Origin of the sequence: Pedobacter polaris (assembly GCF_005116505.1) — a bacterium.
Taxonomy (GTDB): domain Bacteria; phylum Bacteroidota; class Bacteroidia; order Sphingobacteriales; family Sphingobacteriaceae; genus Pedobacter; species Pedobacter polaris.
Map to the genome: position 1 here is coordinate 196,334 of NZ_SWBR01000005.1, position 23,055 is coordinate 219,388.

The window sequence follows — 23,055 nt, forward strand, 5'->3', positions numbered from 1 at the left end:
TTATTTTATTCTTAATAAGTTGTCCATTTTTTAGATAAAGTTTCTAACAGCGTATCTAAGTAGTTCAATGTCATTGTAAATCCACCTTGGAAACCCATTTCAATCATTTGCTCAAAACGTTCAAGCGAATCGTTTTTAATTGTAATGCTAACTTTTGTTGTGCCGTTTTCTTCACTGAAATTAAAATCCCAATCAGAGCCTGGCAATTGAGGATTTTCATCTGCGTCTGCAAAAGCACTCAGCATTTTGAAATTGCTTGTTGGGCTTATAGCAATATATTTCTGAATAGACCAATGTTCATCACCTTCTGGACTTACCATGGCATAAAACCTTCTACCACCAACTTCAAAATTCATAACCTTTGTTTTTGAAATCCAAGGTTTTGGAGCCCACCATTGATCAAGAATTTCTTGTTTTGTAAAAGCATCCCATACTAAAGAAAGGTCTGCATCAAATTCTCTATTTACAACTACTGTTTTTGCTGGCTTGTCTACGATAAAATCGAATAATAAATTACTTTTCATCTTTTCTATTTTTAATTGATAATTATCTTGTTTTTAGTTCAGCTGCGCTTGGTTAAATCTATCATCCATTCTATGCCAAACTTGTCTCTAAGCATTGCAAAATAAGAGTCCGAAGAACTATCATCATTTGGTATTTCAATACTTCCACCTACTGAAAGCCCGTTAAATAATCTGTCTGCTTCTTCAAAACTTTCGGCACTAATAGCTATTTTAGACCTGTTTTCATTTTCATTTACTTGCCCCATACTTTCTGGAACATCATTGCCCCTTAAGGTATTATTACCAATTGATAAAGCAATGTGCATGAGCTTATTTGCTTCTTTTTCTGCTACTGGGAATTCGTCGTTTGCTATGTCTTTAAAGCGCATAATCTTTGTGAACTCTCCACCAAATACTGATTTGTAAAAATTAAATGCTTCTTCGGCATTTCCGTTGAAGTTAATGTGTGGGTTAATAAGTGCCATAATTATTTGTTTTTAATTGAACTCGTGTTTTCACTTTGTTCTTGTTTATTTTTTAAGATTTAATAATAATTCATCAAGATTTGCTAGAGCGGATGACATGCCTTCTTTGAAACCATTTGTTACCATGTATTCAAGAACCTCAAGGCTTCCGTATTGGGCTGTAACAGTTACGAAAGTATTTCCGTTTGTTTCGTTAAAAATATTTGTGCATAAGGTGCGGGGAAAATCTGGATTAACAATTCCATTTTCATTGCTAAATCCCCTCAATTCAGTAATGCTTTTTTGAAACTCTATTTTTTGGTAATCATATCTGCTCCAATGCTTTTCGCCTTGCGGACTTATCATTGCATAGTGCCAAAATCCACCTTCTTTAAAATCCATTGTTTTAGTTTCTGCCCTCCAAGGTTTTGGTGCAATCCATTGTTCAAGAAATTTTGGTGTTGTCCATGCTTCCCAAACCAATGCAAGTTCTGCGGCAAACTCACGTTTAATGAGAATGGTTTTGTCTTCTTTGTTTACGATAAAGTCAAACAATAAATTACTTTCCATCTTTTCTGTTTTTAAGCGTTAATAATACTTCGTCAAGTTGATTGAATCTAGTTTCCCAGATTTTTCTGAATTGCGCTATCCATTTGTCGATCTCTTTCATTTTTTCAAGTTCCAGTAGGTAATAAATCTCTCTACCTTTTTGTTCTTGTTTCACCAATTCACACTCTGTAAGTATTTTTAAGTGTTTAGATACCGCTTGTCGGCTGGTGTCAAAATGTTCTGCCAATGCATTAGGTGTCATTGCTTGCAAGGCAATGAGTGTAATAATTGCTCTTCTGGTAGGATCTGCTATGGCCTGAAAAATATCTCTTCTCATTTTTTAGTGTTGTTATGAAACTAATTGGTTGCAAATATATATGCAACTGTTCGGTTTCGCAAGTTTATTTTAAAAAAAATAGATTTATTTTTCTAATTCAAAAATAGTTGCAATGAAAATAACGCTTGTGGTGTAGATACGACAATTTAGCAGGGCATTTGTGCAAACTGCAGTTGGCCTATAATTTAAGATTACAAAATTAGGATAGCTTTGCCCTTTTTATGTCTTGGGGGGCTAAATAACAAAATCCCTGTCCAATTTAATTTGAACAGGGATTTTCTATTATTGCAAAAAATAACTTATTGATTAGTGCTTATGTTTATTTTCTTTTGCTTCAAAAACTGAAAAATAGACCCCACAATAAATAATACTAAAAGAACAAGTAGTGTTTTGCCAATTATTGGATCACTTGGGCCATTTGCCAGCGGATGACCGATTGGAATGCGGGTAAAGGTTTCATTAACTGTAGGAAGCCATGATAGCAAGAAACTGAATGAAAGGAAAAAATTTTCAAAATATCTACTTCGATTATTTCCTTTTTTTCTTGAATGAAGAAAATAGGCAACAGCTACTAAAATCGCAATTAATATGGAGAAAGCATGGCCTGGGTTAAACCCACCATGCTTTGAAATACCCAAGGCTGTTAATGCTGTGATTATGGTACCATAAAAATATATTTTTCCGGATAATTCGTCCAAATTGATTTTACTGTATTTTATATAGGATACTATTGCCGCAACAATGGCCAATACACCAATAACTGTATGAAAGATTCCTAAATTTGAGAGTCCCATAATTTTAAGATTTTAAAATTAATTTGAATTAAGACACAAAATGAGCTTCTGAACTGATAGGGATATTCAGGACTTTAGAAATAAGACAATTCTGTTCTGCGCCTTTGGTAATAGCCTCAAACTCTGCTTCACTTATGCCAGGTACTGTACCAGTAATAGTAAGATGTACCGATGTGATAGCTAAACCTTCCATTTTTACCGCAGCTTCAGTATCCAATGCTGTTGGATTAAATCCTTTTTCTGTTAATGCAGCACTAACAGCCATTGTAAAACAACCTGCATGTGCGGCTGCCAACAATTCTTCTGGATTTGTACCGGTTTCTTCACCCGTAAAACGAGTTTTAAAACTGTAGTTTGTTTGATTTAAAATTCCGCTTTGTGTAGTTATTTCGCCTTTACCTTCTTTTAGGTTACCTGCCCAATGTGCTTTTGCTGTACGTTTCATGTTTTCTATGTTTAATATGTGATGTCGTTATTGACAATGCAAATATTGGATAGAAAAAAGGAAAGCTTTTTGCGAATTGGTTCAATTATTTGGCAATTTGGTTCAGCCTATAATTGCTTGGTGTAACACCGTATTTATCATGAAAACTTTTGGTGAAATTTGCCAAATCATTAAAGCCACATTCAAAGGCAATATCGGTGATGCGCTGATTGGAAACTACTAACAATTCAGTAGCTTTTTCCAATCTTTTGGTTTTGATGTAATTGGCAGGGGTATCATTGTAGTGTTTTGCAAACTCTCGTTTAAATGACGATAAGCTCAGGTTACAATAATCGGCCAATTCGTCGAGTGTAATTGCCGAAAAAAGATTGGCAGTTATGATTTGTTTGAAACTATAGATGGTAGGGGAGAACAATTGAGATAAGATCATTTGAATGGCTTCGGCATTTTTAGTTTGCGAAAGCAGAATTATGATCTCTTTTAGTTTTAATACCAGAATGTCTTCATTCACCAAAGACGGATTTTCAAAATAGAACAAAAGTCCTTCAATATATTTTTGAATTAAAAAATCGTTATTAATTCTCTCACTTGTTTTATTGGAAATTGGATTTTTGGGTTGCTGCAATAAGGTTGGCATTTCCCTGTCATAAATCTTCTTTAAAATATCTGGGTGAAAATGTACAATAACAACCTTATTGTTATTTGCTGTAACATTGCTCATGTTATTGCCAACGGTTCTACAATTGAGTAATAACGAGTCGTTAGCTGAAATTTTTACTTGTTTCTCATCAATGTTGTAATGCATTTCACTTTCTAACATATAATGAAAACAAGCATTTTCTGCCGCAGGCATTTCAAATTTAAAAGGTGGCTTTAACACCAATATTTCTAAAAGTGTTTTGCCGAATAAATCATATCTTTTGTGGTCGCCTATCATTTATTGTTGATTTTCAAAGGTTGGGTTGTTCGTTAGCATCAAATGATTAAGTTTAAAGAGAACGTATGGGCTGTCTGAATTACTATCAATGTTTTCTTGTTTCTTGAAGTTATTTTTCTCTAGAAGTTTTGTTGACTTTACGTTTTCTATATGTGTATATGCTTCAATTGTTTTTAGTCCGATAACCTGAAGTCCAAAGCCAATAACTTTTAATATAGCCTCTTGCATAATTCCTTGTCCTTGAAAAGTTGGCAATAATTCATAACCGATTTCGGCTTGGTCATTTTCGGCTAAAAAATTAAATAAGCAAATTGTTCCTACTAAATTGTCGTGATTAGTTAGCGTAATTGCCCAATAGATTCCTTTGTTTTCCCTAACTACTTCCTCAATTTTATGGATAAATTTTCTTGCGTCTTCAATCGTATTACTTGGGGCTCTGTCAATGTATTTATTTACTTGTTGATCTGAACGAAGTGCAAATATTTCTTTGTCGTCATTAACAGAAAGTTGTCTTAGGGTTAAACGCTCTGTTATTAAAACTGGAAATGGGGTAAATGTAAGGGTTAGCATATTGGCTTTTTTCTGTTCGTTTCTTGTAGCATGACTTCTGAAATAGGATTTTTTATTTTCTTTCCAATCGTCTATAGCCGCTTGTGAATAATCATAAATTTCTTCAGTCTCGCCAATATACTTAACAGTTCCGTTTTTAATGGATTGTCAACTGTTTTTAAATAGTGATAGGTTTTGATGCCCACCGAAACCAAGTATTCTCCATCAATTCCACTGTCAAAGTTAAAACATCAATGCTATTGGTTATGTATTAGTTCCTATCATCAAGCTTATGTTACAGTAATAAAACTAAAATATAGTTATAATTTATCCAAGTTTTTATGAAAATACTTGGACTCATATTGGACTCACTTACTATTTGATACGTCTGAGATATTAGGCAGGTGGAAGCAATTCACCGCCAACACCAACTGATTTCAATTGTGTGTTTGATTAATCAACATGTTAAGGGCCACTGCACTCGGTATTAGCGGCTGTTGTTCTTCTCGCTGATACGTTCTATTTCTTTTGACAAGCTTTGTTTTTCTATCTTGGATTTTGTCAGCCCAATAGCTTGAGTATAATGGAAAATGGCTTTGTTAATGTCTATATCTACATACAAGTAGCCTAATAATTTGTGATAGTAATTACTTTCTTCCAGCTTTAGTTTTTCGGCTTCGTGTATTGCGTTATTGTGTCCGTAAACTTTGGCATATGCAAATGTCCTATTCAATGCAGTTATAGGCGAATATTCAATAAGAATAAGTTGATTGTAAAGTTGTAAAATGTGTTGCCATTTATCCTGGTCTGTCGGTGTAGTATGCCAATAAGCAATTCCCGCTTCTAAATGATATTTTGAAATTTCGTTTCCATTGCAGGCATTCACTAAATAATAATTTCCTTTTTCAATCAACGTTTTGTCCCACAAGTTTTTGTTCTGTTCATCAAATAAAACAGCTTCCCCTTGGTCGTTTGTTCTTGCTTCAAGTCGCGAGCTTTGAAAACACATTAAGGCAAGTAATGCGTTTGTTTGTGGTGTGTTCGTGAAATTATTTTCCGTTAACATTAAAGTTAGTCTTACTGCTTCTGAACAAAGTTCTTGTCTGATTAACTGATTATTAGTTTTGGAAAAATATCCTTCGTTAAACAGCAAGTATAAAGTTTTTAGAACGCTATTTAACCTTAATTTTGTTTCCTTCTCGTTTAATATTTTTATTTGAAAACTGTCATTGCGAAGATTAGTTCTGGCTCTTTGCAAACGCTTTTTAATGGTTTCAGGTTTTGTAAGAAAAGCATTGGCAATTTCTTCCACACTGAAACTGCAAAGAATTTGAAGTGCTAAACAAATTTGACTTTCCGTTGAATTACTGGGGCTACAAACTGCAAAAATCATTGCTAACTGACTGTCCGCAATGTTTTGACTGCTAAATTCAAAATCTTGTTCTATGTCAAATTCATTCGGCTTTATAACTTCTTTGATTTGTGTTTCAAAAACCACAATGTGTTTAAAATAATCTTTGGTCTTGTTTTTAGCAACCGTATAAAGCCAAGCTGTTGGGTTTTTGGGTATTCCATTAATTGCCCAATTTTCAGACGCTTTTAAGAAAGTGTCGCTGACAATGTCTTCGGCAATTTCAACATGCTTTAAACCGAAATGACGACATAAAACAGCCGTCATTTTAGCATATTCCTGTCGGAATAGATGAGGTAAGAGTTCTTTATGTGATTGCTGATTTTCTGTCATCAATCTCTTTTTAGAACCTCTCTAATTTCGATGTTGCCGCCAATTTTGAAAATCGGATTTCCCTTTGCAATTTCTACAGCTTCATCAATGGTTTCACTTTTTATAATAATATAACCAACTATAAACTCTTTGATTTCTGTATATGGGCCATCGGTTACTATATGATCAGGCTTCACCGTTTTGGCACTCCCAATACCAGGTAAAAGTGTATTTCCCTTGTCTACTAATTTATTTTGAGCAGCGATGCCTGCTAGCCAATTCATTCTTTCCTGCATTTGTTCAGGCGAAGGTTTGAAATCGGCAATATCTTTTAACCTAAAGATTAATGTAAATTCTTTCATTTTTGGAGTCTTTTATATGTTATGTATAAATGTTTGGTAATCTATTTTTAGGTTGGTATTGGCCGTGCTTTCAACTCTAAATGTATAAATATCTGAAATTCCCATGTAAGCATTAAAAACAGTTTTTATATACGATTCTATGTATTCATTTTGATTGGGCCAATCAGATAATTTACCACCCGATGCAATTGCTAAATATACCTTCTTACCTTTAAAAACACCCGTTCTTACTCCATCAGAATCATATCGATAGGTTATGCCAAATCTAATGAGTTGATCAATCCATGCCTTTAAAGGAGCGGAAATTCCTAGATTATGCATTGGAGTGCCGATAACAATAATATCTGCATCATTAATTTCATTAAAAATTGTATTAGCATAGGTAAATAATTGCTTACCATCTTCTAAGATAGAATCTGGATGTTTGTAAAACTCTCCTATTAATTCTGGGTCTATAAAGGGAGGAAACTCTTTTGTTAAGTCTTTTTCAACGACTGTTTTAATATCGTTTTTGTCCATTAACTTTTTAACAATGGCTGAACTTAATCCTTTACTGTGAGATAGGCTTCCTCTTGCACTCGAGATAATATGCAAAACATTTTTCATCTTTTAAATTTTGTTGTTTTGCCTTATAACGATTAATATTTCAGGACGGGGACAAAAGTCTCAACTTTTATTATGTGCTGGTTTAAAATAGGCGAAATCCATTTACTAATTTATTAAAGGGCTATAGTATGTATTTTTAAAACCAAATATAATTTATTTCGACATTCATTTCTCCTCCCTTTTCACCAACAAAACTTCTTCATTTTCTAGAGAGAGGTAACCATATTCATAGCAAAATATATAGGTTGTTCCTTTTTGGGTGGCATAAGTGTGCGTATGGTAATTGAAGTCGAAGCCTTTACGAAGCAGAACTTCTCGTTTTACCTTGGTCTTGCCTTCTGGATTTTTCAATTTTAAGATCTCTCGGTTCTTCTTTAAAGCTCGATTAACCTCATTTAAAAAACTGTTGTCTTCAGTTCTTAAATGATTGTTGTAATTGGTGCGACATTGGTCGTCACAGAATTTTTTATCAGCCCTGCCGTTAACAACAGCGTTGCAGTCTAGACATAAACGTTCCATAAGGTTTGGTTTTTATCAGGGATGATCATTAAATCTACAAAAAAAATGAAATAGCAAAGAATTTTAAATATGCCTTTTTAGCCCAAATAACCTGTTTTATCCGTGTTTAAACGTTTATAAACGACTATAAATGTTTAAAATCCGACTAAGTTGACGAGCTCTCTGCACCTTTGTACTGTCGGTAGTCGTGGTGACTATTGTTCGTTAAACATTCAGAAACTTAATTTTTAAACATCATGGAAAACGTAGTAAACAAAGTAGTATTGAGCGGTTGTGCAGGTAGCGATGCAGAAGTAAAAGCAGTAAGTGGTAATCAAAAATTAGCTCGTGTAAATATGGCTGTAAATGAAAGCTACAGAAATGGAGCTGGTGAGGAAGTGAAAAAAACACAATGGGTTTCGCTTACCTTTTGGGGAGCAAAAGCTGATATTGCAGAACTAAAAATTAAAAAAGGCACACGTTTTACAATTGAAGGCAGGTTGCAAAATAACAACTATGAAGCTAAGGATGGTACCAAACGTTATACTACTGAAATTGTTGTAGACCAGGTTACCTTTAAAGAGGTAGAAGCAGAGGCTTAGCTCAATCTACTTAATGTCTTACATGGTTTGTTTTTAGAACTATGTAAGACATTTTAATGCCTTTGATAAGACAGTTTTGTTTTTATGAGTTTGATTAAACTTAGATCTGTCATATCTTCTGATTCTTATAGGTTCATCGTATTTAAAGAAATCTAAAATTTTATAAGGTAATTCCTAAACTTGCATAATAATTCCTTTTCATAGCTGTATTAAAATAGCGATTGTTGGCCGCATTTAAATCGTTGCCCAAGCTGTAACTTTGGTTGAAAAGGTTATTAGCTCCCAAGGAAATGTCTATTGCAGTCTTTCCGATGTTCAAATTTCTAATCCCTGCTTTAAGGTCTGCTAAATGATATTTTCTTGCAAATACCGTATTCGCATCATTTAATGGAATTGCTGAGGTGTAGTTATGTTGAGCAAACAAATAGATTCCTTTTTGAAAGTTGAATTCCAAGCCGCTGATGATTGTATGTTTTGGAACTCCAGTTAATTTATTGCCCCCATAATCGGCACCTGCATTTTTAAAATCCTGAAATTTAAAGTGGCTATAGGTAAAACTATTGCTAATCAATAAACCATTTAAAAATTGACTATGATTAGCTTTAATTAACCAAAAAGCAGTTTGAAGTTCTAAGCCTAATTGTTTTGTTCCACCCGCATTGATAAAATATTCAACATCACCGGTATTTAATCTTCTTACAATAGCATCCCTTAACTGGAAGTAGAATATAGTTCCGTCGGTAAAGAAGCGTTTGTTCTTAGTCTGATACCGTAAACCACTTTCATAATTCCATCCTGCCTCTGCTTGTAAGTTGTTATTGATGATATTGTCTGAAGAACGAACCTCAGCTAAAGTAGGGGGAGAGTAACCCTTGCTTACCGAAGCTCTAAAGGTAAGGTTAGAATCGATTAAGTAAGAGGCAGCGATTTTAGGCATTAACCTTGTTTTAAAACTTCTCTGCTTTTCTGCTACGGCTATAGGGAAATAGCTTTCGTAATCATAACTAAAGAAATTTAAGCTTGAGCCTAACTCTACTAAAAGCTTTTGCTTAATGTCGAAGTTAACCCTCAAAAAGCCAAAATCTTGATGTGCTTTTAAATCGTCTGATGCTGTTAAACTTGTAGCTACGCCTTGTGCATTTCCATAATTTTTGATGTCGCTTTTTGTACTCGAACTTTCTAAACCGGCTTGTATATTATACTTTATATTATGGCTAATAGTAGCAAACTCTATGAATGTCCGTAACCCAACTGTGCTTTCTTTTCGCTTTTCATAATTGGTAATGAAAGGATTTTTAAAATCGGTATTGGAAGTAAATAAGGCAATTACATGTTTAAAATGCTGATTGAAACTATAGTTATGAGACAAGCCAGCAAAAAAAGATTTGTTGTAAATGGCTGCTTTTTGTTGTATTGCTCCTGGTAAAGTTGGTGTTGCTGGTCGGGCAGCTTTTGGATTAGCAGTAAATTGTGCTACGGTTAATCCGCCTGGTGTTTGGTAATCTAAATCACTATAAAAAAGAAAAGCTTTCAATTGACCTTTTATACTATAGTCCCATAGGTGCGAAGTTTGGATATATCTTCTTTTTAAGGCGCTATTTTCTCTATAACCATCACTTTGCTGGTAAGCTCCAGTAATATTGAAATTGTAATTTTTGGTTACTTGGTTTAAGCTTGCAGTTTGCTGAAATAAACCAAAAGACCCAGCTGTTGCAGTGAGATTTAGGTCATTCGCTTTTTTTAAGGTGGAATTGATCAACAAAGCGCCTCCTGTATTGGCACCAAAAATACTGGCTTCTGGACCTTTGTAAATTTCTAGATTTCCTACTGCTGCTACGTCTAAAGCATTAAGGTAGGTATTGCCTCCTGCATCAGTTAGAGGGAAATTATCTATATAAATTTTTACATTTCGAATTCCGAAAGGAGAACGCAACAAACTGCCACGTAAAGATAAACGGTAACTGCCAGGTGAACGTTCTTCCATTCTCACACCCGGTGCTGTGTTTACTAAACTCACCAAAGAAGTGCTTGGCTGGTTTTTAATCTGATTGCTATCTAACATACTAACCGAACCTACTGCCCTTAATAATGGCTGAGGATTGTAATAGCCTTTTACAGTAACTTCGTTTAGCTTTTTAACAGTATCTGTTTGTGCGCTTGCACTCAAAGAGATTAGAAGGGTAAGCGCAAATAATGTTTGTTTCAAATTTTTAGCCACAGATTAGCAGATTATAATTTTGTGTGATATCGAGCGAGAGTTAAATTTTTAGAAAGCAAATTTATAAAATTATGTCATGTTGAGCCTGTCGAAACACTTGTTAATATCCTTCGACAAGCTCAGGATGACAACAAGCTAGGGATGACATGAAGCTGAAGGGTAACAAGAACTATTTAGCCACAGATTAGCAGATTATAATTTTGTGTGATATAGAGCGAGAGTTAAATTTTTAGAAAGCAAATTTATAAAATTATGTCATGTTGAGCCTGTCGAAACACTTGTTAATATCCTTCGACAAGCTCAGGATGACAGGAAGCTCCGGGCAACTTCAACTATTTAGCCGCTACTCTCCAAATAATGCCGCTCACGTCATCTGCAACAAGTAAAGCCCCGTCTTGTGCAACTGCAACACCAACTGGTTTACCATAAACTTCTTTCTCGTCTTTAATAAAACCAGTTAAAAAATCTTGCATTTGCCCATTTGGTTTGCCATTTTTAAAAGGAATAAAAGTTACTTTATACCCTACAAGTTGTGAACGGTTCCAAGAGCCATGTTGACCAATAAAAACACCACCTTGATATTTTGCAGGGAATTTTTTAGCGGTGTAAAAAGCCAAGCCTAATGATGCAGTATGTGCACCAACGGGAATATCAGGAACAATTGCTTTTGCTACTAATTCTGGATTTTGACCTTTTAAACGAGGATCTTCATTTTGACCAAAATAAGAAAACGGCCATCCATAAAATGCACCTTCTTTTACACTGGTAATATAATCTGGCACTAAATCATCACCTAAACCATCACGTTCATTTACTGCAGTCCATAAGGCATTTGTGCCCGGTGCCCAAGCCATTCCAACAGGATTGCGCAAACCACTGCCATATATTTTTTCTCCAGTACCGTCTGGATTAAATTCTAATATGTTTGCTCTTCTAATTTCATTTGGTAAACCGCGTTCGGCCACATTACTACCAGAACCTACAGTTACATAAATTTTAGTCTGAGCAGGATTAACAATCAAATTTCTTGTCCAATGGTTATTGTACCCGCCTGCTGGTAATTCTAATATTTTTTTGCCAGCTGCTTTAATTTCAGTGTCGCCTGCTTTGTAAGGATACATCCAAACACCATCTGTGTTGGCAACATAAAATGAATTGCCTATAAATGCGGCGCCATAAGGCTGATTTAATCCTGTTAAAAAAGTAAATATTACTTCAGGTTTCCCATCTTTATCAGCATCTCTAAATAACATTATTGTATTTACACTTTTGCCCTGAACTTCAGATTTCGCTTTGCCACTTATCTCATTGGCAGCTTGCTCCACCTTGGTTCTTTGCGAGTTAGAAAGCACTACAATCACATCTCCATTTGGGGCAATTACAATATTTCGAGGGCTTTTCATGCCTTCGGCAAATTTGGTCACCACAAACCCTTCAGGCGCAGTTGGTGTTTGGCCTTCTGGCCAAGCTACAACCTTACTAAAATTAGTTTTGCTTGTTTTGGTATCTGCCTCTGGTAGCTCTATTATTTTACCAGCACCTGTTTTTACTTTTGCAGCAGGTGTAGTTTGACTGTGTGAATTGCTGTAATTAACCAATAGAATGGCACTTGATAATAAGGTTAGGCGAAGGAATTGATTTTTCATTTAATAACAATTTAAGGATGTGTATGGCTAACACTCAAATTTAGAAGTTGTTTTTCTGTTTACTGCATTAATAAGTGATGTATTCATTTTGTTGCGAAATAAACGAACTGAGAGGGTAGGTCTACAAATTAGATTTTTTAAATATTTCGCGAAGTGCTGAAATTTGTTCCTCTTTTAGTGCTTTTTTTGTGATTAAATTTGAAGAACCTTTTGCTAGATGTATGATGAACCAATCATTAAGTTCTTCTACTTTATAAAGAGAGTTTAATTTAATTTCGGAATTAAAGTTAGACCCAATTATTCTTAAATTTTCATTGTCAAATTGATATTCATTTGCACCATTTAGAACTTCATAATTCTTAAAATTCTTTTTGGCTGTAAAATATATTGCCAAAGGCATTAAAAAAACAATAGCTAAACCCAATATCGGTTGATAAGTTGGATAGCCTTCTATAATGTCATAAATTCCAAAAAAATCAATTATTGAAATAGTAATAAACACAATTCCAAGAAGTAATGTTAGTATTGATCCAATCTTTTTGTAAAATATTACATAATTCAATTTCAAATAATCATTGAATTCAATTTTGTTGTAAAAGGTCATTTTTATTTTTAATTACAAATCTATTAAAACTTTAATCGCCAACTCAATAAGTTTCCATCCTCATTTACTTTTTCGAAATTATTTTTCTCTAAAATGTGCCAAGAAGCTGGATTATCTTTAGCCGTTTGGGCGAAAATAGATTTTACATTATCTTGCCTTTTTGCCCAGTCAATGATACAAGCTACGGCTTCGGTCATGTAGCCTTTTCCTCTAAAATTTTCATAGGTGCCATAGCCTATTTCTATTTCTCCATCTTCCGTAGGCTCACCTACAAAGCAAATATCGCCAACCATTCTGCTTTCTGCTTTTAGAATAATTGTCCACAAAGTAGAAAAGAGATGGTTTTTGCCTGTATCAGCTACATTTGGCAAAATGGTTTCGGCTAATGCTTCCCTGAGCTCTGGAGAAATTACTTTTTTTGTTGGGTTTAACTTGAGTTCTCTTTCTAATGAATCATCATTTGCAATATATTTGATCAGCTGATTGTGAGAAAGAGGTTTTAAAATAAGATTTTGACTTGAGATCATTTGATCAAAAATAACAAATATCTTGAACCAAAATAGGATTTAAAAAATTAGACTACCTTTTGCCAATCTTTCTATCAATTAGCCATTTTTCTAGTCTATCCCAAAACCCTGCAGCATATTCAAAGCTTAAAGGTTCGTTATAGTATCCACTTTTTGCAACCATTCCATTATGTGCCATATTAGGAACAATAGAAACTGTGAAGTCGTTATTATGCGCCAATTGCAAGGCAGATTTAATTTTAGGATAGCTTTTCTGCGAATTTATGTTCCAATCTTTTTCTCCCATTAACCATAAGGTAGGGCTTTGGATGGTTTTTAGATAGGTAAAACTGTCATAACCTAAATTTTTGTTTAACCATGCCCACCATTTTAATGCACTTTCAGTTGGCGTTCTTTCTGTTGGATATACTTTTTTGAACCAATCTTTATGTTTATAGCTAGTTATTTGTTGGTTGCCTTCTTGCCATGTTTTGCCATTAGCAGCCAGCTCCCAATTGTCATGGTACATTTTCATAATCTCTTGTATGGCTGCGGGATCAAAACCATCGGCTATTAAGGAGCCTTTGTATTCATGGCTAATTGTTTGGCGTACATTTTCTCCTGATCCAACCCTCATTACCATAAAAGCAAGATCTTTTATTTTGGATGCAGCCATACTTCCGGTCCACCCACCTTGGCTATTTCCCATTATTCCTATCTTTTTCTGATTGATATTTTTTTGACCGTTTAAGAATTTAACACCAGCAACTAGGTCATTGGCTAATTCGTCGAAGCTAGCAGTTTCCCAGTCGCCTGTTGATTCCCCAGCGCCCTGTTTGTCGAATGTGAGTACACCAATTCCTAGTTGCAGAAAAAAGGTGGTAAAAAATCCTACACCTCTTGTTGATGGGCCTGAGCCATGGGCAAATACAACAACAGGATGCTTACCTTCTCCTTGTGGCAAGTAAAGATCTCCTTTGATTATATTTTTGCCACTTTGAAATGATATTGATTCTACTTGATGTGGAGCTACTCTTTTACCCGAAGATCTTATAGTATGCTCGACTATCTCTAAACCATCAATTTGGCTGTTTTTTGAAGTGAAAGCAAATGTTTTCGTGCTATCATTCATATCCCTAAATGTATTTGATGAAACAGGAATAAGCACTCCAATTTTTAAAGTTTTAAGGTCTAGATAAACCAAGCTTTGATTTAATTCATCGAAAATTCCAAGCGTAATGCGCTGTCCATTCCCAAAATCGTAAGTACCTTCATATTGATATAATTCATTCCTCTGAATTGATTTTAGCTGCGCAGAACTTATCTCAGTTACAAAGAAGACAAGCACAAAAAGATATTTATAAAACATACAATAGATTTGATTGTACTATAGGACGACTAGCTTTAAATTAAGGTTACATCTTATTATTAAATTAGAATATCTTTTACTCAAAATGCTTAATTAACAAATCAATGTCTTTAATTTCATCTGATTATTTTATCTTTATGCGATTTTAAGAAAAGGGTTAATTTCATGCCCAGTTCCACCTAAATAAATACCAAAATTATGTCAAATACATCGAAGATTATCTACACCAAAACAGACGAGGCGCCAATGTTGGCAACCTATTCCTTATTACCAATTGTGCAAGCTTTTACTGCTTCGGCAGGTATTGATGTAGAAACCAGAGATATTTCATTGGCAGGAAGAATTTTAGCAAACTTCCCAGAATATTTAAAAGACGATCAAAAAATAGGTGATGCTTTAGCTGAACTTGGTGCGTTGGCAACAACTCCAGAGGCAAACATTATTAAATTGCCAAATATTTCTGCTTCTATCCCGCAGTTAGTTGGTGCAATTACAGAATTACAAGCTCAAGGTTATGCATTGCCTAATTACCCAGATAATGCACAAACTGATGAAGAAAAAGCCATCAAAGCTAAATATGGTAAAGTATTAGGGTCTGCAGTAAACCCTGTTTTACGTGAAGGTAACTCAGATAGAAGAGCGCCTAAAGCGGTTAAAAATTATGCAAAGGTTAATCCACATTCAATGGGTGCTTGGTCTGCAGATTCAAAAACTCGTGTTGCAAGTATGAGCGAAGGTGATTTTTATGGTTCAGAGAAATCTGTAACTATAGCTGATGCCACTCAATTTAAAATAGAATTTGTAGCTGAAGATGGAGCTGTAACAGAATTAAAAGGTTTAGCTGCTTTAAAAGCAGGTGAGGTTATTGATAGTTCTGCTTTAAGTTTAGCTGCTTTAAAAGCATTTGTGGCTAAAGAAATTGTAGCAACTAGAGCTGAAGGAACATTATTATCTGCTCACTTAAAAGCAACGATGATGAAAGTTTCTGATCCGCTTATTTTTGGTGCAATTGTAGAAGTTTACTTCGCTGATGTATTTACAAAATATGCAGCTTTATTTAAAGAACTAAACATAGAAACTAGCAATGGTTTAGGAGATATTTATGCGAAAATTGCAGGAAATTCTAAACAAGCTGAGGTAGAGGCTGATTTAGCTAAAGCAATTGAAAATGGTCCGGCATTGGCAATGGTGAATTCTGATAAAGGAATTACCAATCTTCACGTACCATCAGATGTAATTGTTGATGCTTCTATGCCTGCAATGATCCGTACTTCTGGACAAATGTGGAATGCAGCTGGTAAAGCTCAAGATACTACAGCTTTAATTCCTGACCGTTGTTATGCTGGTGTATACACTGCAACAATTGATGACTGTAAAACTCATGGAGCTTTTGATGTAACTACAATGGGTTCTGTACCTAATGTAGGTTTAATGGCGCAAAAAGCAGAAGAATACGGTTCTCACGATAAAACTTTCCAAGCTAAAGCAAATGGAACAATCCGTGTAACTGATGCGGATGGTAAAGTTTTCTTTGATCAAAAAGTAGAAACTGGCGATATCTTCCGTATGTGCCAAACTAAAGATGCACCAATTCAGGATTGGGTAAAATTAGCAGTAAATAGAGCTCGCTTATCGGCTACACCAGCAATTTTTTGGCTAGATGAAAATAGGGCACACGATAGAGAAATCATTGCGAAAGTGAAAAAATATTTAGCTGACCATGATACCAATGGATTAGACATTCAAATTCTTTCTCCGGTAGAAGCGACTAAATTTACTTTAGACAGAATTAGAAAAGGATTAGATACAATCTCGGTAACAGGTAACGTATTGCGTGATTATTTAACAGATTTATTCCCAATTTTAGAATTGGGAACTTCTGCAAAAATGTTATCTATTGTGCCATTAATGAATGGTGGTGGTTTGTTCGAAACTGGTGCTGGTGGTTCTGCTCCAAAACACATCGAACAATTTATTGAAGAAGGTTATTTACGTTGGGATTCTCTTGGAGAGTTTTTAGCGCTTCAGGCTTCTTTAGAGCATTTGGCACAAACACAAAACAACCCGAAAGCACAAGTTTTAGCTGATGCGCTTGATGAGGCGAATGCATTATTTTTAGCAAATGATAAATCTCCAGGTAGAAAATTGGGAACTGTTGACAATCGTGGCTCTCACTTTTATTTAGCTTTATATTGGGCTCAAGAGTTAGCTAAGCAAACAAAGGACGCTGATCTACAAGCTAGATTTGCGCCATTGGCTAAAGCATTAAGCGAAAACGAAACTAAAATTGCCGAAGAATTGATAGGTTCACAAGGCAAGCCTCAAAATATTGGTGGTTACTATCATCCAAATGATGAGTTAGCATTTAAAGCTATGCGTCCAAGCGAGACTTTGAATACTACTTTGGCTTCTCTATAAGGTAAAACAAATTACTTATCATAGCAATTACTAGTCGTAGCATCTCGCTACGACTTTTTTATTTTCAATTTTTAACCAGATACGAATGGATTACCATAAGATTTTTTATCTGTGGTTAAATTTTCCAACAATTACTAGTGGTAGCTTCTCGCTACGACTTTTTTTGTTTTCAATTTTTTACCCACAGATACGCACAGATTACCACAGATATTTTTTATCTGTGGTAAAATTTCTAAAAACAAATTTCCAATCCCTTTCGTTATATTCATACAAATAATCGAAATACCATGAGTACAGAAAATCAAAATCATAAACCATCAAATGATAAATTACATCCAAGCGATTTGGGGGAGACCAAAGATTTTAACGACTTGTCTTTTGATGAGGTAAAGCAAAGTTATGAGTTAGATGTAAAAGGTGATGAAAAGGATTACGATCATCCTATGCCTTATGAAACTGTTGCAGCTGGCTCCGTAGATGATAATTCTACTTTCGATGAAGCAAACCCGTATGTTGGAGATGAATATGCAACTGATGTCGAAAAAGTGAATGATAAATTAGAAGAGTTGGGAATGCATATCGATAATAGAGGCGAAAGCGTTTTGTTAAGTCCAGAAGATGAGCTTTTAGCCCGTACAGAAGAAGATTTTAGAGATGACTTAGATGAAGAAGGTTATCCTAAAAATGATGCGCCGAATGCAGGTTAAAACTGGATTATAAAAATTGATGATAAATTAGCTGAAAGTTTAAAATAGGTAACTGCTTGTTTTATAATGCATAAATGGGTTCAACAGCTTAACTGTCGAACCCATTTTTAATTGCATACACTGCTAAACCTACACGTGTTTTTAGTTCTAATTTTTCAAATAAACTATCTCTGTAACCTTCAACAGTTCTTGTACTACAGTTCATTTGGTTTGCAATTTCTTTGTAACTCATTTCGGTTACTGTAAATCGTAAAAATGTTTTTTCTCTATTATTAAAAAGATCTTTTTTATCAGATTGCTTGTCTTCGTTACAAATACTGGAAAATACTTTGCTTGCAGCCCATTCTGGATAATAATGTCCATTTTTAACTAAATGATTTAGGGCATCGGCCAATACTGTTGGATGTACATTTTTTAGTAAATACCCCTTAGCACCACTTTTTATCATTTTAATAAGGCTATGCTCATCGTCTTGCATACTTAATGCCATAATTAACACTTCAGGATAGGTTTCTTTAAGCCAAGCTGCAGTTTCAAAACCATCCATTATTGGCATGCTAATATCTAACAATACCACGTTGGGTACATTTTTAGGGTGCTGACATCTTTCTTGCAATTCTTTACCGTTCTCACATTCGTAAAGCACCTCAAATTGCTCGAAATTCGCTAAAATACCGCTCAATGCCTTTGCAATTAAAATATGGTCATCAACAATTACAATACTAGTCTTCATTTTATATCGAAATTTCGATGGTTAATTTTGTTCCATTCCCTTCTTTACTTAACATATGGTAACTACCTCCAATTAAGGCTATTCTTTTTTTTATATTAATTAAGCCAATACCCTTGCTTATCAATTTTTCGGTATTAAAGCCTTTGCCATCATCACTTAAAGTTAGTGTTAATTGATTATCATTTTTAACTAAACTTGTCGAAATTGTTTTACAGGAAGCATGTTTAATGCTATTTTGTATAAATTCTTGTACTATCCTTAACAGTAAACTTTTAGTTTGATAATTTAGCAGTACCGACTCAAAATTAACCGTTAAATTAAGTTTATATTTTTTTAGCACCTTAATTTTAGCAAATTCTTCTTTCAGTAAAATAGAAATATCATTTGTATCTATATGGTCATCCGTCAAAGACTTAGATAAATGCCTTAATTCAGACAAAGCATCATTTATTAATTCTCCAATTCCAGTAATTTTATCATTTATTGGTAAAGCTTCGTTTTCAAAAACCAATTGTTGGGTGTATAAACTTGCCAAAGTAAGTTTTTGGCCAACATTGTCGTGTATTTCTCGGCCAATGTGCTGCATGGTTTGGGTTTGTATTTCTATTTGTGTAGCCAACAATTCCTTTTGATGCAAAACATGTTGTTGCTGTAATTGGTTTACACTCTCTTTTTTTTTGTTTTTATATTGAACCACAAAGGAGATAACAGCCACAATAAATGCAACCAAAAAAACATTAAATAAAATAATAACTAATAAATATTCGGTTTGCCCCATATAAAAGCTGCGGTAAATAATAGGTACATCAACTGGTTAGCGATCAGGAAAAAAGTATAGTAGTTGCTCCATAAATTCGGTTCGTTTAGCAATAAATTATAAAATGAAAAAAATGGTAAGGTTCCTACATAAAACAGTATAATACCAATATTAATATAGAACATATAATTTGTACGGAATAAGAGTATTTTGTCTGATTTTATTTGTTTAAAAATTTCTAAAATAACTAAAAACATCAGTAGTACCGTACCAACTGTATAGCTTAAAGACAGCATCATGCTTGGCTTATGAATAATTGTAAAATATGGTAAAAACGAAATGCAAAATAAACCTGTAATAATCCAAAACAACTTTTGTCTATTTAACGATTTTATTGCATATAGCCAATAAAAAAACACAAACTCAATTGGTATAACAAAAAAATCATAGTACTTACTTATGTACGATGGATAATTTTTTAGTCCTAATTTTGCAAATACCTCCATAAGAAAAATAGCACAACAATAAACAATAAACCATTTCCAATAACTTTTTTTGAGTTTAGGGTAATGAAATAAAGCAACAAGAGCTGTTAAAAATTGAAGCCAAATCAGTGTTTCGCTCAATATTTTTTGGGTATTGCTAATTAATACCATTGTGATTAAAAAGCTTGCCCCTCCCTCGATACTGGAGGTATTATTTGTCCATGATTTAATGACATCACTTCTATATCATCTCTTTCATCTTTTACCATCAAAAAACTCATTTGCTTTGCGGGTTTCTTTATAAATCCTTCGTAAGTATTAATATCTAAAGGATTAAAATCAGCATAAATGCCTCTCGCATTTTTAATTACTGGCAATAGAATTAAAGTGTGTTTTCTTTCGTAAAGTCTAGTAATATCATTGCTTAGTAGTTTTTCCAAATTTTCATACCCCGGTCTAGACCACTTTGTATTTAATGGATATGCTGCATAGTACATTCTTATAGCCAGTTTGTTATTTACCCCTGGTTGGTTATGTTTTACATTACTTTCAATGTCATTAATGAATTTTTTGAGCGTAGGTATATCGAATAAAATAGAATTTGCATCGTTTTCCACAACGTTATCTATGGCTTTAAGTTGGGTTTGCCTATAATTATTAGTCATTTCTTGTATTAAACTAACCCGTAATGTACTTGGCTTAGAACTGGGTGGATTAGGGTTGGAATCTGTTTTTTTTGGTGGATAGTAGTAAGCATATACACCAAAAGCGATAATAAGTACCACAATAATGAGAGTTAGATGTTTCTTTTCCATTTTATTGATTTGAATTATATAATAAATATACTTTTTAATTATACAAAATAGAGAAGGTTTAGTTAAGAAAACTAGGGGCATTAACTCGTTTTTACTATCGTTAAACAACGGTAAATTTTACCGTTGTTTAAACATCAAAATTCAGTTTTATACACTTTGGTAGAGACCTCACAGTATTGCAGCTTTGTAAAGTATAATACGGTTTACAAATTTTAGTAGTACAGTTTTTATAAAATAGAATTGATGAAAAAAAACTTGAGGCGAATGAAACAGTTTATGAACTTGGTGCAAATGAAAATAGAATTTTGCAAAACCATATTTTATAAACTATAAAATATTATACCTACCAAAGATTATCCCTGAAAAGTTGGCTATACTTTATCTCATGCTAAACTCCTTCTTCTCTATTTCAGAAAGCTCTGTCAGAACCGATTAAAATAAGGTTTTTATAAACTTTCCAATTGAGGTTTTTCTTTTCAATAAGCGTATTTAAGCTTTATTGATTAAGCCCATTTTATGCTTTCGATGCTTATTAATACTCTTTAATGCAGTTAAACAACGGTAAAATTTACCGTTAAGCAAACAAAAAAATACAGCTTTATGCACATTGATTACGAATGAATAGTGGTGCAGATTTGTGATAAGCAATCATTTATTCTTTAGGCGATGCTTTTATAAATGAACTCATAAATATATTATAACTAAAAGGAGTATTCCGAAAATCCTTAAAAGAGTAGGAGTAAAAATTAAATCTAAATAAAATGAAAAAATCAATTCTACTACTAATCGCATTGGCTTTTAGTACAGTTGCATTTTCGCAAAGAGGAGTAAAATTTACTAAAGCGGAGCAACAACAAATGCAAAGAATTCTGGGTAATGATTTCACAGCAGTATTAGGTGAGAAGGGACAATTGGCAGTTGTTACACCAGACAAAGTTGGACAATTGACATCTACATCAAAGGGTAGTTTTAAGGGGATGCCTGGGCTTGCTGCTAATGCAATTTTGGCTGCTAACGAAAAATGGTGGGTTTACAAACAAAGTGGCGATTTGCTTAAGTCAAAATTGGGAGAAGAACGTTTTAACCAATTAAATAAAATCCTTACCAAAAAAGGATTAAATATCAATGCGGTTGAAAAAACAGTAGCATTTACTAGAGCAGAGCAACAACAAATGCAGAAAGTTTTGGGTAGAAACTTTACAGCAGTATTAGGTGAGAAGGGACAATTGGCAGTTGTTACGCCAGACAAGGTTGGACAATTGAAATCTACAGCAAGGGGTGGTTTTAGCGGGATGCCTGGACTTGCAGCTAATGCAGTTTTGGCTGCTAACGAAAAATGGTGGGTTTATAAACAAAGTGGTGATTTGCTTAAGTCAAAATTAGGAGAAGAACGTTTTAACCAATTAAATGCAATCCTTGCTAAAAAAGGATTGAACTAAAATTCGCCAATATAGTGTAGATGCAACTCTACACTATATTAATGTTATTTAACTAATATAAAATACTAAAAATGAACTCATATAAAATTAAAAGTGTTTTGAAGGATAATGTTTTTTATAACATTACCTATTGCTATAGTGCTAACCAATTAGAGGTATTTAGAATTTTAGTAGCAGCTTTTGCAATTATTTCGATGTTTACTTTGGTGTTAGATTACGATGTTTTTTTTGCGCCAAACGGTATAGTTAACTGGGAGGTTTCTAATGCAAATGCACTTTGGTTTGAGTGTCATCCACAAAAAATAGCCGATTTTTTAAATGTCCCGCCCCAATATGTAATGATTACAATTCTTACACTATATTTTTTAAGCCTTATTACATTATTGTTGGGGGTTTGGACAAGGTTATCAGCTATTGTTTGCCTAATTACCTTTACGCTAATTACCAATGTAATGTCTTCTTTCGCATTTGGGGTAGATATTTATCAATCAGTCTGTTTTTTTTTCCTTACCATATTTCCAACGGGTTATAGTTTATCGTTAATCAAAAAAGATAGTTACCATAGCCTTAGCGAGATTAAGCAAATTTGTGTCAGGGTATTGCAGCTATATTTAATTATAACCTATATGTCGGCTGGGTTTGAGAAAGCATTTATGCTAAACTGGTGGAATGGAAGATTTATTTATTTCCTTAGCAACGACCCAACCATAATGACAACAAATTTTTTCCCAAAAGATCAAAGTATTCTCTTCTATGCCTTTTTTGGAATTATGGTGGTATTTATGGAATCATTATATTTTATACTCGTGTGGTTTAAGAAAACTAGATTATATATAATAGTCATAATCATATCAATGCATTTGTTTATTGGACTTTTTATGGACTTGTTATTTTTTGGAGTGCTACTAATTATACTAAATATAGTTTGCTGGTATCCAGCAATTTTTGTTGATTTTAAAATTAAAGAACATGATAAAAGCATATAAAAT

Annotated in this window: 25 protein-coding genes; 5 read left to right on the plus strand and 20 right to left on the minus strand. The window is 33.8% G+C overall.

What is annotated here, in order from left to right; translation table 11 throughout:
* Positions 1-11: 11 nt before the first annotated feature.
* The 12 genes from FA048_RS17610 to FA048_RS17665 form a co-directional block, all read right to left on the minus strand.
* The gene (locus FA048_RS17610) at positions 12-524 is read right to left on the minus strand and encodes an SRPBCC family protein (RefSeq protein ID WP_136843574.1); all 513 of its coding nucleotides are present in this window, start codon (positions 522-524) and stop codon (positions 12-14) included.
* A 38-nt stretch (positions 525-562) separates the two neighbouring features.
* Entirely contained in the window at positions 563-988 is a 426-nt protein-coding gene (locus FA048_RS17615) for a VOC family protein (protein WP_136843576.1), read from the minus strand.
* 45 nt (positions 989-1,033) lie between these two features.
* On the minus strand, positions 1,034-1,537 hold the full coding sequence (locus tag FA048_RS17620; protein WP_136843577.1) for an SRPBCC family protein: 504 nt from the start codon (positions 1,535-1,537) through the stop codon (positions 1,034-1,036).
* Complete coding sequence (locus FA048_RS17625) at positions 1,527-1,853, minus strand: ArsR/SmtB family transcription factor (protein WP_136843580.1); 327 nt, start codon at positions 1,851-1,853, stop codon at positions 1,527-1,529. The genes FA048_RS17620 and FA048_RS17625 overlap by 11 nt, the downstream gene beginning before the upstream one ends.
* Before the next feature lie 299 nt (positions 1,854-2,152).
* On the minus strand, positions 2,153-2,647 hold the full coding sequence (locus tag FA048_RS17630; protein WP_136843582.1) for a hypothetical protein: 495 nt from the start codon (positions 2,645-2,647) through the stop codon (positions 2,153-2,155).
* A gap of 28 nt (positions 2,648-2,675) precedes the next feature.
* On the minus strand, positions 2,676-3,092 hold the full coding sequence (locus FA048_RS17635; protein WP_136843584.1) for an OsmC family protein: 417 nt from the start codon (positions 3,090-3,092) through the stop codon (positions 2,676-2,678).
* An 85-nt stretch (positions 3,093-3,177) separates the two neighbouring features.
* Positions 3,178-4,029, minus strand: a complete 852-nt coding sequence (locus FA048_RS17640) for a helix-turn-helix domain-containing protein (protein WP_136843586.1) — start codon at positions 4,027-4,029, stop codon at positions 3,178-3,180.
* Entirely contained in the window at positions 4,030-4,599 is a 570-nt protein-coding gene (locus tag FA048_RS17645) for a GNAT family N-acetyltransferase (protein ID WP_136843588.1), read from the minus strand.
* Between the two features lie 466 nt (positions 4,600-5,065).
* Complete coding sequence (locus FA048_RS17650) at positions 5,066-6,322, minus strand: RNA polymerase sigma factor (RefSeq protein WP_136843590.1); 1,257 nt, start codon at positions 6,320-6,322, stop codon at positions 5,066-5,068.
* Positions 6,322-6,663, minus strand: a complete 342-nt coding sequence (locus FA048_RS17655; RefSeq protein WP_136843599.1) for a YciI family protein — start codon at positions 6,661-6,663, stop codon at positions 6,322-6,324. Before FA048_RS17655 ends, FA048_RS17650 begins: the two co-directional genes overlap by 1 nt.
* Positions 6,664-6,675: 12 nt before the next feature.
* Positions 6,676-7,269 (minus strand): FMN-dependent NADH-azoreductase, encoded by a 594-nt coding sequence (locus tag FA048_RS17660; protein ID WP_136843601.1) that lies wholly within the window; start codon positions 7,267-7,269, stop codon positions 6,676-6,678.
* 165 nt (positions 7,270-7,434) lie between these two features.
* Positions 7,435-7,788 (minus strand): hypothetical protein, encoded by a 354-nt coding sequence (locus FA048_RS17665; protein WP_136843602.1) that lies wholly within the window; start codon positions 7,786-7,788, stop codon positions 7,435-7,437.
* Positions 7,789-8,024: 236 nt separating this feature from the next.
* Between FA048_RS17665 and FA048_RS17670 the strand changes: the two genes are divergently transcribed.
* Positions 8,025-8,369 carry a single-stranded DNA-binding protein gene (locus FA048_RS17670; RefSeq protein ID WP_136843604.1) on the plus strand — a complete coding sequence of 115 codons (345 nt, stop codon included), beginning with the start codon at positions 8,025-8,027 and terminating at the stop codon, positions 8,367-8,369.
* Between the two features lie 160 nt (positions 8,370-8,529).
* On the opposite strand, the gene FA048_RS17675 is transcribed toward FA048_RS17670, so the two are convergent.
* The 5 genes from FA048_RS17675 to FA048_RS17695 form a co-directional block, all read right to left on the minus strand.
* The gene (locus tag FA048_RS17675; RefSeq protein ID WP_136843606.1) at positions 8,530-10,575 is read right to left on the minus strand and encodes a TonB-dependent receptor; all 2,046 of its coding nucleotides are present in this window, start codon (positions 10,573-10,575) and stop codon (positions 8,530-8,532) included.
* A 344-nt stretch (positions 10,576-10,919) separates the two neighbouring features.
* On the minus strand, positions 10,920-12,233 hold the full coding sequence (locus tag FA048_RS17680) for a PQQ-dependent sugar dehydrogenase (protein WP_136843607.1): 1,314 nt from the start codon (positions 12,231-12,233) through the stop codon (positions 10,920-10,922).
* Between the two features lie 121 nt (positions 12,234-12,354).
* The gene (locus FA048_RS17685; protein WP_136843609.1) at positions 12,355-12,837 is read right to left on the minus strand and encodes a YcxB family protein; all 483 of its coding nucleotides are present in this window, start codon (positions 12,835-12,837) and stop codon (positions 12,355-12,357) included.
* 23 nt (positions 12,838-12,860) lie between these two features.
* Entirely contained in the window at positions 12,861-13,364 is a 504-nt protein-coding gene (locus FA048_RS17690; RefSeq protein WP_136843610.1) for a GNAT family N-acetyltransferase, read from the minus strand.
* 52 nt (positions 13,365-13,416) lie between these two features.
* Positions 13,417-14,712, minus strand: coding sequence for an alpha/beta hydrolase family protein (locus FA048_RS17695; protein ID WP_136843612.1), 1,296 nt, complete (start codon positions 14,710-14,712; stop codon positions 13,417-13,419).
* A 198-nt stretch (positions 14,713-14,910) separates the two neighbouring features.
* On the opposite strand from FA048_RS17695, the gene FA048_RS17700 reads away from it, so the two are divergent.
* The gene (locus FA048_RS17700; protein WP_136843614.1) at positions 14,911-17,130 is read left to right on the plus strand and encodes an NADP-dependent isocitrate dehydrogenase; all 2,220 of its coding nucleotides are present in this window, start codon (positions 14,911-14,913) and stop codon (positions 17,128-17,130) included.
* A 287-nt stretch (positions 17,131-17,417) separates the two neighbouring features.
* Positions 17,418-17,837 carry a hypothetical protein gene (locus FA048_RS17705; RefSeq protein ID WP_136843615.1) on the plus strand — a complete coding sequence of 140 codons (420 nt, stop codon included), beginning with the start codon at positions 17,418-17,420 and terminating at the stop codon, positions 17,835-17,837.
* Positions 17,838-17,925: 88 nt separating this feature from the next.
* Here the strand turns inward: FA048_RS17705 and FA048_RS17710 are convergent, their stop codons facing one another.
* From FA048_RS17710 to FA048_RS17720, 3 genes are all read right to left on the minus strand, one after another.
* On the minus strand, positions 17,926-18,570 hold the full coding sequence (locus FA048_RS17710; protein WP_136843617.1) for a response regulator transcription factor: 645 nt from the start codon (positions 18,568-18,570) through the stop codon (positions 17,926-17,928).
* A 1-nt stretch (position 18,571) separates the two neighbouring features.
* Positions 18,572-19,348: a sensor histidine kinase gene (locus tag FA048_RS17715; protein WP_136843619.1), complete on the minus strand. Its 777-nt coding sequence runs from the start codon at positions 19,346-19,348 to the stop codon at positions 18,572-18,574.
* 640 nt (positions 19,349-19,988) lie between these two features.
* Positions 19,989-20,627, minus strand: a complete 639-nt coding sequence (locus FA048_RS17720) for a hypothetical protein (protein ID WP_136843620.1) — start codon at positions 20,625-20,627, stop codon at positions 19,989-19,991.
* A gap of 761 nt (positions 20,628-21,388) precedes the next feature.
* Between FA048_RS17720 and FA048_RS17725 the strand changes: the two genes are divergently transcribed.
* Entirely contained in the window at positions 21,389-22,066 is a 678-nt protein-coding gene (locus FA048_RS17725) for a hypothetical protein (RefSeq protein WP_136843622.1), read from the plus strand.
* A 71-nt stretch (positions 22,067-22,137) separates the two neighbouring features.
* A complete protein-coding gene (locus tag FA048_RS17730) occupies positions 22,138-23,052 on the plus strand; it encodes a hypothetical protein (protein WP_136843624.1) in 915 nt (304 codons plus the stop codon).
* Positions 23,053-23,055 lie beyond the last annotated feature (3 nt).

Bases quoted from the DNA above. Each gene is read 5' to 3' on its own strand.
- FA048_RS17650 (WP_136843590.1), bottom strand. From the start codon at position 6,322: ATGACAGAAAATCAGCAATCACATAAAGAACTCTTACCTCATCTATTC.
- FA048_RS17710 (WP_136843617.1), bottom strand. From the start codon at position 18,570: ATGAAGACTAGTATTGTAATTGTTGATGACCATATTTTAATTGCAAAG.
- FA048_RS17695 (WP_136843612.1), bottom strand. From the start codon at position 14,712: ATGTTTTATAAATATCTTTTTGTGCTTGTCTTCTTTGTAACTGAGATA.
- FA048_RS17620 (WP_136843577.1), bottom strand. From the start codon at position 1,537: ATGGAAAGTAATTTATTGTTTGACTTTATCGTAAACAAAGAAGACAAA.
- FA048_RS17730 (WP_136843624.1), top strand. From the start codon at position 22,138: ATGAACTCATATAAAATTAAAAGTGTTTTGAAGGATAATGTTTTTTAT.
- FA048_RS17715 (WP_136843619.1), bottom strand. From the start codon at position 19,348: ATGGGGCAAACCGAATATTTATTAGTTATTATTTTATTTAATGTTTTT.
- FA048_RS17705 (WP_136843615.1), top strand. From the start codon at position 17,418: ATGAGTACAGAAAATCAAAATCATAAACCATCAAATGATAAATTACAT.
- FA048_RS17610 (WP_136843574.1), bottom strand. From the start codon at position 524: ATGAAAAGTAATTTATTATTCGATTTTATCGTAGACAAGCCAGCAAAA.
- FA048_RS17700 (WP_136843614.1), top strand. From the start codon at position 14,911: ATGTCAAATACATCGAAGATTATCTACACCAAAACAGACGAGGCGCCA.
- FA048_RS17615 (WP_136843576.1), bottom strand. From the start codon at position 988: ATGGCACTTATTAACCCACACATTAACTTCAACGGAAATGCCGAAGAA.
- FA048_RS17635 (WP_136843584.1), bottom strand. From the start codon at position 3,092: ATGAAACGTACAGCAAAAGCACATTGGGCAGGTAACCTAAAAGAAGGT.
- FA048_RS17685 (WP_136843609.1), bottom strand. From the start codon at position 12,837: ATGACCTTTTACAACAAAATTGAATTCAATGATTATTTGAAATTGAAT.
- FA048_RS17720 (WP_136843620.1), bottom strand. From the start codon at position 20,627: ATGGAAAAGAAACATCTAACTCTCATTATTGTGGTACTTATTATCGCT.
- FA048_RS17725 (WP_136843622.1), top strand. From the start codon at position 21,389: ATGAAAAAATCAATTCTACTACTAATCGCATTGGCTTTTAGTACAGTT.
- FA048_RS17690 (WP_136843610.1), bottom strand. From the start codon at position 13,364: ATGATCTCAAGTCAAAATCTTATTTTAAAACCTCTTTCTCACAATCAG.
- FA048_RS17640 (WP_136843586.1), bottom strand. From the start codon at position 4,029: ATGATAGGCGACCACAAAAGATATGATTTATTCGGCAAAACACTTTTA.
- FA048_RS17665 (WP_136843602.1), bottom strand. From the start codon at position 7,788: ATGGAACGTTTATGTCTAGACTGCAACGCTGTTGTTAACGGCAGGGCT.
- FA048_RS17630 (WP_136843582.1), bottom strand. From the start codon at position 2,647: ATGGGACTCTCAAATTTAGGAATCTTTCATACAGTTATTGGTGTATTG.
- FA048_RS17680 (WP_136843607.1), bottom strand. From the start codon at position 12,233: ATGAAAAATCAATTCCTTCGCCTAACCTTATTATCAAGTGCCATTCTA.
- FA048_RS17655 (WP_136843599.1), bottom strand. From the start codon at position 6,663: ATGAAAGAATTTACATTAATCTTTAGGTTAAAAGATATTGCCGATTTC.
- FA048_RS17645 (WP_136843588.1), bottom strand. From the start codon at position 4,599: ATGCTAACCCTTACATTTACCCCATTTCCAGTTTTAATAACAGAGCGT.
- FA048_RS17625 (WP_136843580.1), bottom strand. From the start codon at position 1,853: ATGAGAAGAGATATTTTTCAGGCCATAGCAGATCCTACCAGAAGAGCA.
- FA048_RS17660 (WP_136843601.1), bottom strand. From the start codon at position 7,269: ATGAAAAATGTTTTGCATATTATCTCGAGTGCAAGAGGAAGCCTATCT.
- FA048_RS17670 (WP_136843604.1), top strand. From the start codon at position 8,025: ATGGAAAACGTAGTAAACAAAGTAGTATTGAGCGGTTGTGCAGGTAGC.